Source organism: Sphingobacterium sp. NPDC055346, from assembly GCF_053645235.1.
This window is the reverse complement of record NZ_JBSHMI010000001.1, coordinates 809,705-822,766: the sequence shown is the minus strand read 5'-3', so window position 1 is coordinate 822,766 and position 13,062 is coordinate 809,705. Positions and strand designations below refer to the sequence as shown.

General features: G+C 43.7%; 7 protein-coding genes. 1 reads left to right on the top strand and 6 read right to left on the bottom strand.

Annotated features, from left to right (window positions below; genetic code table 11):
- Positions 1-11: 11 nt before the first annotated feature.
- The 6 genes from ACWICE_RS03470 to ACWICE_RS03445 form a co-directional block, all read right to left on the bottom strand.
- Positions 12-1,532 carry a RagB/SusD family nutrient uptake outer membrane protein gene (locus ACWICE_RS03470; RefSeq protein WP_454297652.1) on the bottom strand — a complete coding sequence of 507 codons (1,521 nt, stop codon included), beginning with the start codon at positions 1,530-1,532 and terminating at the stop codon, positions 12-14.
- Between the two features lie 12 nt (positions 1,533-1,544).
- Entirely contained in the window at positions 1,545-4,664 is a 3,120-nt protein-coding gene (locus ACWICE_RS03465) for a SusC/RagA family TonB-linked outer membrane protein (protein WP_185212832.1), read from the bottom strand.
- Between the two features lie 288 nt (positions 4,665-4,952).
- The gene (locus ACWICE_RS03460) at positions 4,953-7,859 is read right to left on the bottom strand and encodes a triple tyrosine motif-containing protein (RefSeq protein ID WP_454297651.1); all 2,907 of its coding nucleotides are present in this window, start codon (positions 7,857-7,859) and stop codon (positions 4,953-4,955) included.
- Positions 7,860-8,011: 152 nt separating this feature from the next.
- The gene (locus ACWICE_RS03455) at positions 8,012-8,920 is read right to left on the bottom strand and encodes a hypothetical protein (protein ID WP_454297650.1); all 909 of its coding nucleotides are present in this window, start codon (positions 8,918-8,920) and stop codon (positions 8,012-8,014) included.
- A 67-nt stretch (positions 8,921-8,987) separates the two neighbouring features.
- Positions 8,988-10,244, bottom strand: coding sequence for a family 16 glycosylhydrolase (locus ACWICE_RS03450; protein WP_454297649.1), 1,257 nt, complete (start codon positions 10,242-10,244; stop codon positions 8,988-8,990).
- A 424-nt stretch (positions 10,245-10,668) separates the two neighbouring features.
- Positions 10,669-10,824, bottom strand: a complete 156-nt coding sequence (locus tag ACWICE_RS03445) for a helix-turn-helix domain-containing protein (RefSeq protein ID WP_409529767.1) — start codon at positions 10,822-10,824, stop codon at positions 10,669-10,671.
- 412 nt (positions 10,825-11,236) lie between these two features.
- Here ACWICE_RS03445 and ACWICE_RS03440 point away from each other — a divergent pair, with 412 nt between their 5' ends.
- The gene (locus ACWICE_RS03440; protein WP_454297648.1) at positions 11,237-12,898 is read left to right on the top strand and encodes an FAD-binding dehydrogenase; all 1,662 of its coding nucleotides are present in this window, start codon (positions 11,237-11,239) and stop codon (positions 12,896-12,898) included.
- Positions 12,899-13,062: the final 164 nt, after the last annotated feature.

Sequence of the window (13,062 nt, the reverse complement as noted above, 5' to 3'; positions counted from 1 at the left end):
AATTCAGTCAATTATTTCGTGCCTCCGTATTCTTTGTTTTGCTCCAATTGGGTATTATCTAGCTCCAAAAGCGGAATCGGTAATACTTCATGCTTCCCAGCGACATATCCTCGGGCTGATAGAGCGGCTGCTGCATCTCCCCAACGAACCAGGTCGAACCAGCGTTGCCCTTCTCCGGCCAATTCAAGCCTTCTCTCGCGCTTGATGTTCGCAAAGGTCGCTGTAGTCGCCGGAAGCCCAACTCTCGCTCTCACGGCGTTTAACAGGGCTCCTGCACGGGTAATGTTTCCACTGCCTCTGACCAATGCTTCTGCTTCTAGGAGATAAGTGTCGGCAAGGCGGATATCATAGATGTTCTGCGGAAAATTAAGCTCGAATGTTCCGGCACCTGTCCATCTGTTCGACTCTCTACCGGCATATTTTTCCAGGAAATAACCTGTATCCATATAGCCCGGTGTGTAAGACGCTTTGCCATCTGCTTGCAACTGGTGCATATCCGCAACGGTATATTGATACCTAGGATCTCCCTTTAGTTGGTCAACAAGGCCATTGGTCAAGGGAAGGAATCCCCATCCGGCAATATAGTCCGGTGCTCCTGAACCTGCCGCATATCCACGGGGACCGATCATGATATTCAGGATATTACCTTCTGTACAGTCGATACAGCCCCAGTCACCAACGGAGGTGTTGGTAAAGGATATCTCCATAATGGACTCGCTGTTGAATTTATTGCTCACCTTGAAGAGATCACCATAATTGGCCAATAACTTGTAGCCATATTTGCTGGTTTGGCCGGGTTCGCCGTTCACTTCCCTGAATTGGGCAGCTGCCTCGGTGAACTTTTCTTGCTGTAGATAGACCTTGCCCAGCAATGCTCTTGCTGTGCCCTGTGATGCTCTTCCGGCCTCGGTATCTAAGTTTAAATTGATGGGTAGAACAGGAATGGCCTCCATTAGATCTTTCTCCATCGCAGCATAGACCTCCTGAGGTGCTACTTGTGGGGTTGCATAAATGGCATCTCCAACGAGCGGGCTCAGGATCAATGGGATATTGCGGAAGTAGCGAATAAGGTCAAAATAAAAATAGGCTCTCAGGAATTTCGCTTCTGCGGTAAACCTTGCCTTTTCATCATCGCCCATTGGGATCTCTGGCAATTTCTCCAGCAATACGTTGGCTCGCATGATTCCCATATAGCCTCGGCGCCAAAGATCCTCCTGTGGACCCACTGCTGGGCTCAGGGAATAGTTGGACCAAGCTTGGATATTCGGTAAATCTGAGGATCCACCGCCGCCAGCAAAATGATCGTCGGATGCCGCTGAGGTAGCCAATATTTTAGTGACATAGCTGGAACTCTGGAAACCCACCACATCATATACCGCAACCAGACCGTTGTAAGCCTCTTGTCGGTTCCTGTAGTAGTTCTCTTCTAAGTCCGTGCCCCTAGGTTTTAGTTCCAAAAAGCTATCGGAACAGGATTGCCCCAATAAAGAGAAAGCAATAAGTATAAGGAATAATTTATTATTTAATTTCATCACTAATCTAGATTAAAATGCAACATTTAGACCGAACATATATGACCTTGCTTGCGGATAGATGCCTCGGTCGATACTCATGATACCACCACCGATTTCAGGGTCGTATCCTGTATATTTCGTAAAGGTCATCAGGTTCTCAGCCATGGCATATAGCCTGATTTTTTGAAGTCCGATCCTTCTGGTTAGTTCCGAAGGGATGGAATATCCGATCTGAACGGTCTTCAAGCGGAAGTAGCTTCCATCCTCCAAGTAGAATTCCGAAGGATTCGTGAAGTTATTGTTCGCATCGGCATCCGTTAAACGTGGATAGTCGTTCGAACTGCCTTCTCCTGTCCATCTTCCCAAAGCTCGTGTAGAGTAATTGGCATTGTTGATGTCTAGCCTTCTCAAACCTTGGAATACCTTGTTTCCAGCTACCCCTTGTCCGAAGATTAGGGCATCAAAATTATTCCACTCTAGGTTCAGGGTGAAACCGAAAGACCAGTTTGGTGTCGGATCGCCGATAAAAGTTCTGTCATTTGCGTCGATTGCGCCATTGCCATCTAAATCTGCCCATTTGAAATCTCCTGGACGTGCATTCGGCTGGATCAAAGCGCCTTCAGCGCTCTTGTATGCTTCAATCTCGGCTTGGTTCTGGAAGATACCCATGGTCTTGAACCCATAGAATGAGTTGAAAGCTTCGCCTACCATGGTACGGGTGATGTTGTAGGTCGATGCCTGGAAACCAGCTCCGTTCAGGAAGCTCACGCCCGCACCGATATCGGTCACCTCATTCTTCAGGTAGGATGCATTTCCGTTCAAGGCGAAATTGACTTCTCCTAGTCGATTTTTGTAGCCCAGTTCCAACTCCACACCTGTATTTTTCATGTCCGCAACATTGGCTGCAGGGTTTCCAATTGCCCCAACATAACCTGGGATACGTGGATTCTGTAAAATACCGGTCGTTACTTTATTGAACCAATCGAAGGTCAGGTTGAAGTTCCTTAAAAAGGACAACTCCAAACCTATGTTGGCCTGACTGGTCTGCTCCCATTTCAGGTCTGGGTTTGATGGTGCATTCGGGCTATTTCCTACGGTATAGATGTCCGTTAAGCCAATGGTGTAATTACGTCCGCCACCGATAGTGGAAAGGAAAGCAAAATCACCGATGTTATCATTACCGACTACCCCGTATCCTCCGCGGATCTTCAACATGTTGATATGTGGGTTGTCGATTAGGAAATCTTCCTTGCTAACGACCCAACCTAATGAGAAAGACGGGAAGATACCGTACTTGTTATTGGCTCCAAAACGGGATGATCCGTCTCTTCTGATCAATCCTTCAGCCAAGTACTTTTCCTTGTAATTATAGTTTAATCTGGCAAATAAGGAGGAAACCGTATGTCCCACATTCTCATAACCGGAGGAATTCTTTTGATCTGCCGGAACGGTGTAGTTCAGGGAGGCATCATCAAAATTATTGACAGGAATATCAAAATAAGTTACGGCTATACCTCTCGCGCGGTTGTCATAGTACGCTCCTTGACCCACCAATGCGGAAATATTATGGTCTTGGATGGTATATTGATAGGAAATGGTGTTTTCTAAGTTCCAATCAAAACCTCTGTTCGTTCCACGGGTAAAGTCGTTCTGTGCTCTCTTCATTACCGCATTCAGGTAATATACAGGGGTGAAGCTCTCATTTCCCCAGAAAGATAGCTTTGAACCTAAGGTAGAACGGATTTTTAGGCCCTTGATAGGCTCTAACTCACCATATACATTACCTACGATATTGTCTGACCATCCATGGTTGCCTAAACGGGTTTGGATATAAGCCAATGGATTCGACATCTCCTGGGCAACAAATTGGGAAATTCCATAAGGGTTGCCGTTTGGATCGCGTGGAACCGCCTGTGACGCATAAGGTAAGCTTGGGTTATTGATCACCGATGGATCGGTGATGATCAATGGCGTAGTCGGATCTAAGTTGATGGCCGATGACAATGGTCCACCGAACTCACTGTTCGTGTTCCCTACACCTTGTCCTTTTTCATGGGAATAACCTAGGTTTTGACCAAATTTCAACCATTTGGCAACCTTATGTTCCGAGTTTAAACGGATGTTTGTTCTTTTATAGTTGGAAATCTCCGAGGCTACGATGCCCTCTTGGCTCAATAGACCGAAAGAGGTGTAGAAGGTAGAAACCTCGTTTCCTCCGCTGATGCTGAGTTCATGGTTCTGGCGGAATGCATTTCTATTGAAGATATGTTCTTGCCAATCTGTTCCTTCTCCTAATGAAGCCGGATCTTGGAAAGGCAGGGCATTTCCTGCTGCCAAAGCCGCCTCGTTTCTCAAGGTTGCATATTCCGTGGCATTCAATAGGCTAAGTTTTCTTGCCGGAGCTGAACTGCCCAAGAATGTGTTGTAATTAATACGGATCGCTCCCTGTGCCCCTTTCTTGGTGGTAACAAGGATAACACCCGCAGCCGCTCTAGCACCGTAGATCGCTTGTGAGGAAGCATCTTTCAACACTTCGATAGATTCGATATCCGATTGGTTCAGGTAGCTGATCCCGCCCGCATCAACAACGACCCCATCGACAACCCATAATGGGTTATTGTTTCCGAATGTTGTGAATCCACGGATCCTAATGGTGGATGAAGCTCCTGGTTCCCCGGAATTGGAAGCGATGGTTAGTCCTGAGGCTCTACCTTGAAGGGACTGTTCCAATCGGGTAACTGGCATAGTCTCCAGATCGCTGCCTTTCACACTACTGATGGCTCCGGTGACAACGCTCTTTTTCTGCGTTCCATAACCAACGACTACGATCTCTTCTAATTCGTCCAAGCCATCTTCTAACTGTACATTATAGACTCCAGATTGCCCTACTTCGATACTCTTGGATAGCTTCCCGATTTGGGAGAACTTCACCGTGGCACTGCTGCCCGGAAACTCAAGGGTATACTGCCCCTCAAAATCTGTACTCGTAGCTTGTCTTTTACCTTCGACAGTTACCGTCACACCAGAGATGGGTTCTCCAGTACTTGATGAGGTAACCTGTCCACGGATCGATAAAGTCTGCGCTTTCAGATCCGTCACAGAAATACACATGCAAATCAAGATGAATGCATGCAAAATTTTTAATCTCATAAAAGGAAAATAAATTAACATGGTGATATAATTGAAAAATCATGCAGGCTTGGTTATGGCCTTTTCATGATAAATCAAAGATATTGTGGAGAAGAATATTCTGTATTTTTTAGGTTAAACAATTACCACTACATCAGAGAATTTTTTGACTCATTCCTTCTGTTTGGTACACTACAGCTACCCTACAGCGGTATTGTTAACATCTGATAATCAGCGCTGTATAATTACGGTTTTCCCTCAGTGCTGTTTGTGCCTATTTTGGGGATTCAGGTAAATATTTCCCTTGTCTTAATTTGGTGTCTCAGGTTTTGCAAACTCCAAAAGGTAGTTATAAAGGTTGATTTCTGGGTCTATCTTCAGTTTTTTTCTAAGCCTATACCGACTTACTTCAACGGCCTTGGCTGTAACATGCATCAACTGCGCAATTTCTTTTGAGGACAGGTTCATCCTTAGGAATGCACATAGCTGCAGCTCTTTTTGGGTCAGGTCGGGATGCTCTTTCTTCAAGCGCAAAAAGAAGTTTTCATTGGCATGATTGAAGTGAATATTGAATTTCTCCCAATCATCATTGGTCTGTTCTGCCGATCGGATGATCCGGGTCAATTGCTTGAAATTGCTCTTGAGTTCCGCATCTTTTATGCCTTCCATGGATCGGTTTATCCCTTCCTTAATCTTTCCAAGGGCCTCACCGCGCTGTATAATGTTCATGGTTAAATTGGCCAATTCCTTGTCCATATAGCCTATTTCCGCCTCCAGGTTTTGATTGCGTAACTTGATGACTTCCTTTTCTTTTTTCTCGATTTCCAATTGGGTAAGCTGAAGCTCCTGCTGATGGACCCTTCTCAGTTTTTTACGCTGCATGGCCAAAATCCAGAAAGGGAAGGAGATAAAGAAGATGGCATACAGCACATACATAAAGGGATGCAGGTACCAAGGTGGAGCGACTGTAAAGGCAATTGTAGCTTCTTCAGATTCATTTCCTACTCCATTGCGGGACTTGACCTTGAAGACATAGTCTCCTGGCCCTAGATTCGTGTATTCCTTTTCTCCTTTGTTGCTCCAAGAGGACCATTTTGTCTCCAAGCCATCCAACAGGTAACTGTATTCTACCTGCTCCTGCTGCTCATAATTTGTTGAACTAAATTCAAAATGAACGGTATTGAAAGCATTGGGGATTTTCCGGTCTTCAGCCGCAGTGCTACCATTACCTCCATATAGGACCAGTTCCTCTTTGGCCTGATTCGATATCTTGATCAACCGAAGCAATACATTGGGTTTGATGGCCTTCTCCAAATAACCTTTATAGTCTAGGAGAATACCGCCCTTCTGCCCATTGATAAAGACATTCTCTAAATCATGTACATACACGGACTCAAATCCTCCCAATATCTTCCCATTCAACATCGGAAAATGATTGAGAATGAATGGATTTTGCTTGCTGCTTTTTGAATAATCCAGGACGCTCAATCGTTTATTGCTGACGAACCAGATATTGCCAAACTTGTCTTCCTTCATGTACTGAATCGGCAGACCATTTAATGCCGCAAAATCTGCTGATTTTACAAATTGATCGGCCTTTTCGTCATATTCATAGATATAGTTGGGATTACAGACAATCACCTTGTTCTTGATAAAGAACAGATAGTTGTGGAGGATAGAAGACTCTGCCTCAGGCAGGGTATATGATTTTTCCTTGACGACCTCCTTGAAGTCTTTCGACAACCAAAGCTTCGACACTCCACGATAGGGGTGGGACACCCAAACGGCATTTGCATTATCATCATAATGAATGAAACGCAGCGATTCATTGGACTTGTTGATATGGCCCAACTCATTAAAATTATTCCCATCAAACCCGATCAACCATAAACCCGCATAAGTACCCGCTATCAATCGCTCAAATGGCAGTACCCGCGTGGTGGCTTTGTGAAGCCATGTCCCGATGGATCTATAGATCGCATTCGCCTGATCGCCCTTGATCTCAAAACTTCCGTCCTCATGTGCCATCAAAAGTCTGCCGTTGAATTCATTTAATGACCATACCTGTCCATCGCTATGGGCTATCTTTTTGAAATGAGCTTGAGACATGCCAATATCCTTACCTCTATTGCCATTGAGCAAATCGGTCGCATAAAGGCCATTTGACGTTCCTATAAACAGGCGGCCCCCATAGATTAAATGCGAATAGGCACTGACTGTTGTGTTTTGATCCGGCTGTATATACCCAACACTGCTGTTGATGGTGATATAGTCTATGCCATCATCGGTTGCTAGCCATAGATTGGAGTTTTTATCGGTAAATATAGCTCGTATATGGTTGGTCTGCAGACCGCCCTTGTAGACGTAATGTTGCATCACATCCCCAGAAGCATTGATGATAAATAATCCTCCAGAGTTGGTTCCTATTGCGTATCGGTCATTCTCAAGATCTTGCAGACAAGAAATACGATAGGAATTGAGATTGGTATAGCCTTTAATAATTTTAGGGGCAAGCTGTCCATTGATATAGGTATACAGACCGTTCCGAAGGGTAGAGATAAGTAGGGTGTCTGCATTATAACTGACGATATCCGTAATCACATCAGAGGCGATGTCCGTAGATTTTAATATGGATTTCCAGATGCCATTTTCATACCGCATCAAGCCCATTTCGGCTTCATAAGCATACATATCACCCTTCACCTGTCCCAAGAACTGCCAGCTGCTCTTGGCCCGGTCCACAACCATCTTGTCATGACTGAGCCTAAAGATATACAGGGAGGTATGGAAGAAGATGTCATCTCCCAATATTTCCGTATGCCAAACATCAGAGAAAAACCGCTCAGATTCCTGTAGCTTCTCTTTCAGGGAATGGAAGACCAACATGCCTTTATCATCACCTTCAAAATACCCAAGTTCATCCTGTCCACCTACATATATCCGGTCATTCTTGTCAATGGCCACCGAGCGAACCACAGTGGCATTCGGAAGTGGGTGAATTCGCCAGTTTCTGCCATCAAAGGATAGTAAACCTTCATTGTTCCCAAAATACATAACCCCTTTGGAATCTTGGGCCACACACCAATTCTGCAATCCCCCCTTATAGATGCTGCTTGTATAATTGAATATCTGTGGTTTAGAAATGGTGCCCTGCGCAAAACTATCCAGTGAAATAAATAATAATATCAGAAATAGAAATCTAAAGCAATAGTTCATAAAAAAGTATTGGGGGATAACCTATAGGTTAAAATTCGCTATGTAATATTACAAAATAAATATTTAAAAAGATTGTTGCAACAAGCTATAGTACATAATGATGCATTAAAGGGCATACCGAAGGATAGATTCCCCTCTGTGTTTGATTTCCTTTAAATTTCAAGGAAGTTAAAAATTATGCCTATCCTACCTTGCCAATAACTTCTGGAAACAGCATTCAAGCGGGTATAACCTTGCGTTCCATCCGCCATAAACGCCAAATCATTTCCATCAGCTGTATGGCCGTAATGGTAGCCTAAGTCCAGGAGTAACCTTAAGTTTTGATGGACAGTCCAAATAGGTGATATCGATGCTGAAACTTGATACCCTTTTGCGGTATGTTCAAAGCTTTTTGGATGGGCAAATTGAGTCATCAGGTTCCAATTACCCTCCGCGCGATAGTTGATTTGATGATATTGAAGGTTTGTTTGGAAGGCTAACCTTTCCATTGGGTTATAAATCATGTTGACACCTGCATATGGTCCCTTCCAATTCGTTTTATAGGAACTGTTTAACGTATTGCCTCCCTGTTCGATTCCATCATCTGACAACCAATAGTTATGCGAGGAAGTCTTATATCCAACCAATGGCTCTATATCCAAAGATTCACTTGGCTGAAAAGAATAAGCTAGATGGCCATAAAAGGAATGGTCAGAGCCTTTTTTGTTTTTTATATGGAGTTGATAGGAAGGGTTGGTTCGATTATCTCCCAAATAATCGATATCTGAAACATTGCCGCTTAGGGTCTTTCCAAAACTTCCTCCAGCTTCTATGGAGAGATTAGGAGTAAATTTAAATCGAGAAGCAATGGCAAAGTCAGCAATAACCAATTCTGTCCACTTCAGCTCTGATTTGATATTGGGGTTAGTACCCTCTAAATTTCCAGCAATGGACCAATCCATTTTTTCCAACCTTAATCCGGTTTTGCCCACAAAGATCAAACGATCTTGGCTTTGTGCACAGGTCAAAGCAGGTACAAAGTACCCTAAAATTGCAAGGAAAATGATTCTATAATGAAGCATAAATCTTGTTAACAAAAACACCAGTGATCCATTGGACCACTGGCTTTTTGGGAATTTATTATTCTAACTAATTGTATGCAAAGGTTTCCCATGCTTGGGGATAATCTCGTTCGCAGGTCATTGCCTTAAGTCCATTCTCTGAGGAAACATATTTACCATTATTTCCCTTTAATGCGACCCTTCCATCAGGCATGACCTCCCAGGTGAACTTTTCCCAGTCCCCCATATTTTCTCGGTCACAGGTCATGGGCTTAAGACCGTTCTCGGAAGAGAGATACTTATTCATGCTCCGTAGGCCAACCTTTCCATTTCCGGCGTCAACCACGGTAAATTGCTCCCATGCCTGTGCATTTGGCTTATTACAGAAAATAGGGCTTTTACCGTCCTGACCAGTTACATAAAGATTATTGCTTCCTTTCAAGCTGATTGTACGCCCGATGACAGAGCTGTTTTCCATCTTATAAACACGGACATAATCCACTTCCATTCTTCTCGGCCAGATATTTGGATCTGGATCACCTCCCCAATCTCCGCCTACCGCTAGATTCAGGATGATGTGGAAATCGTGGTTGAATGGCCAAGAACCCCAACCCGAATAGTCGTTATGTACCGTATAGTATTTATTGTTGTCGACAAAGAAGTCGATGCGGTCAGGAGACCACTCGACTGCATATACGTGATAGTTCGAGGTCGCATCGCCTACATAGGTTTTTCCGGTGCGCTGATTGCCAATCCTGAAATAATAATCCCGGCTATGCACAGAACCATGGATATTGTTCTGGTCCTTGCCCACATGCTCCAAGATGTCAATCTCACCACAGTTTGGCCACCAGTAATTGGTCGTATTGTTCCAGCCATATTTAGTTTCATCATTTGGATAAAGCCAAAAAGCTGGCCATGTTCCCCAACCTGAAGGAATTTTAATGCGAGCTTCCATCCTGCCGTAGCTCCAGCCAGCTTTAGAGTTTAAGCGGCCTGAAGTGTACTCATGTCCATTCCCCCAATCCCTTCTCGCTTCAATGATCAGGTTTCCATTCTCAACACGCGTGTTTTCAAGCCTATTGGTATAAGCCTGTTTCTCATTGTTTACCTGTCCTGGATTCCAAATGACGTGGCTCCATTTCTGACTGTTGGGTTGGCCAGAGTAATTGAACTCATCAGACCATACCAAGCTGTAGGTAGCTGCGCGTGCAGTTGCCTTAAATTCTTCGACTTGGTTTTCAGTGATTGTAGTCTCCTTTTCGCAGGAAACCATTCCGAGCAATGTAAAGAGGGACATAGCCCAAGTGACGCTCTGTGTCCATTTAATTTGAAAGATTCTCATAATAAATTTGGTTTATAGTTTAATTGTGATTTTCTTTATCATTGGTTATTCAAAATCCCTGGTCTATGCCGCCCGTATTCCCCAAGACGGATTAAAATTTCGAGATAGGAAAATCCATTATTAAAGTTCCAACAAAACTTTTATGCGAGAGTAAAATCATGGCCCTACATTGTCACTACAGAATGAAGGATTTTGAGATCTTTAAACGAAAATATCATACACAAATACACTACAGTTTTGAGTTAATCTATTAATATTCAGAAGGTTAGTTTTTGTAAAATTTTTATTACTTCAATAGGTTGCAATAGCCCTTTATTGACTGGAAAGGGGCTGTATAAATGAAAAGTGTATTTGAGAAGTGTAATTATTTATCCAAAATATTTAACCGCAGAGCATGATATGTATTATAGAAACCCTCCCAACTTTATCCCCACCCTCCTTTCAGATACTCTGAAGGAGTCTCACCAAATTCTTTTTTAAAAGCAGATGTAAAATAGAAAGACGAAGATATCTCCACCCGATACATTACTTGGGTAATTGTTGCATCTTCAGTCAAAAGAATCTGCCGAGCTCGTTCAATTCATTTTGGGCATCATCAGGTCACTTATGATCAGGTCTGGCAATTGACTCTCTATAATTTCCAGGGACTGTTCGCCATCCTATGGTTAGAAGGACCCTAAAGTTCGGCTGTCCTGAGATGATTTTCGAATAAGGTCAACACAAGATTTAATCGGAAGATTGAAAGTTCTACATGTTTTGTACAAATGCTAGAATCAGTCAGCAAGTTTTTTATGCTTTATCTATCAATAAGTTACATCTAGTGGAACCTTTTTGTTCTCCGTGGAACATTTTGTAGGAAACTGCAGCAAGAGGCCTAAATATAAAAAAGGTATTCAATGATGCGATCGATTTGTGCTTAGATATTAAAAGCCAGGGATTTTGTCGTTTTATATCTAAGGATATTTTTTCCTATCTTTCTTAAAAAATCAATTATGAGCCAATCCACTACCCTAATCATTGGAACTGGCCTTTCGGGTTTAGTTGCGGCCTATGAGATCACTAAAGCCGGCAAAAAGGTCATTATGTTGGATCAAGAGAACAGGAATAACTTGGGCGGTCAAGCTTTTTGGTCTTTCGGTGGTCTGTTTTTTATCGATTCGCCGGAACAAAGAAGGCTATCGGTAAAGGATTCCTTTGCATTGGCAAGGCAGGACTGGATGGGGAGTGCAGCATTTGATAGGCCGGAGGACCATTGGCCTAGGCAATGGGCAGAGGCTTACCTGAAATTTGCCCATCAGGAGAAGTATGCCTATGTCAAGGGCTTGGGGATGCGGTTCTTCCCGATTGTGGGCTGGGCTGAAAGAGGAGATGGTCGGGCACAGGGACATGGAAATTCGGTCCCTCGATTCCATATCACCTGGGGAACAGGTCCTGGAGTAGTGAAGCCTTTTGCGGAACATGCCCTAGAAATGGAGAAGAAAGGTTTATTGGAGTTTAAGTTTAGGCATCAGGTAAACAGAATGGAGTTGGTTTCTGATGATACGATCAAGCTGTTCGGCAATCAATTGCAGGAGGATGATTCAGAAAGAGGGAAGGCAAGCAACAGAGAGGTTATCGGCTCCTTTGAGTTTGAAGTAAACAGGGTGGTTATTGCCAGTGGTGGAATCGGAGCGAATCTGGAGATGGTGAAGAAGCAATGGCCAGAGAGGTTGGGCACCGCTCCGGAAAGGATGGTCTGTGGCGTGCCGGCCTATGTGGATGGCAAGATGTTGCAAGCAGCAGAAGAAGCCAACGTACGATTGATCAACAAGGACCGGATGTGGCATTATACGGAAGGTCTGGAAAACTGGGCGCCCATCTGGCCTAATCATGGTATCCGGATCCTTCCGGGACCTTCATCGATTTGGTTGGATGCCTATGGAAAGCGATTGCCGGCGCCATATTATCCGGGATTCGATACGCTGGGAACACTTAAACATATACAAGGAACAGGGAAAAGCTATTCCTGGTTTATATTGAACCAAAGTATTATCAAAAAGGAATTTGCCTTATCGGGATCGGAACAAAACCCAGACCTGACCAATAAAGACTATAAACTGATCGTGAAGAGGCTCTTTGGGAAAAAAGCGACCGCGCCCGTGGAAGCATTTAAGGAGCATGGGAAGGATTTTATTGTATCAGATTCCATCGAAGACCTTGTGGAGCGCATGAACAAGCTCAGTGGTGAAAACCTCTTGAAGCTGGAAGATGTGCGTGCTATCGTGGAAGCGCGGGATTTGGAATTGGACAATAAGTTCAGCAAGGATTTTCAGGTCAGCTATCTACAGAATACCCGACGATACTTTGGCGACAAGATCGCGCGAACGGCAAAACCCCATAAGATATTAGATCCCCATCATTACCCTTTGATTGCGGTACGGTTGAACATCCTGACCCGAAAAACCCTTGGTGGGATTGAAACCAATCTAAATGGCCAGGCCTTTAATCTGTCCGGAACCTGCATTCCAAACCTATTTGCGGTAGGAGAAGCTGCTGGATTTGGTGGTGGTGGGATGCATGGTTACAATTCCCTGGAAGGTACATTTTTGGGCGGTTGTATTTTCACGGGAAAGATGGTTGGGCACTACATTGCTAACTTGCCTCAGGATAGGTAAACAGAAAACTTCCTCAACAATAGTTTCTAAATATCAAGCGGAAGCCTTGATAATCAGTGGATTTTTGAGCATTTTTAAAAACAATAATCGAAATTTTGTTTAAAAACGGATGTGTTCAACCAGTTTTTCAAATATTTTAACAAATTGTTTGAAAAATGAAAAAC

Bases quoted from the DNA above. Each gene is read 5' to 3' on its own strand.
- ACWICE_RS03455 (WP_454297650.1), bottom strand. From the start codon at position 8,920: ATGCTTCATTATAGAATCATTTTCCTTGCAATTTTAGGGTACTTTGTA.
- ACWICE_RS03460 (WP_454297651.1), bottom strand. From the start codon at position 7,859: ATGAACTATTGCTTTAGATTTCTATTTCTGATATTATTATTTATTTCA.
- ACWICE_RS03470 (WP_454297652.1), bottom strand. From the start codon at position 1,532: ATGAAATTAAATAATAAATTATTCCTTATACTTATTGCTTTCTCTTTA.
- ACWICE_RS03465 (WP_185212832.1), bottom strand. From the start codon at position 4,664: ATGAGATTAAAAATTTTGCATGCATTCATCTTGATTTGCATGTGTATT.
- ACWICE_RS03440 (WP_454297648.1), top strand. From the start codon at position 11,237: ATGAGCCAATCCACTACCCTAATCATTGGAACTGGCCTTTCGGGTTTA.
- ACWICE_RS03450 (WP_454297649.1), bottom strand. From the start codon at position 10,244: ATGAGAATCTTTCAAATTAAATGGACACAGAGCGTCACTTGGGCTATG.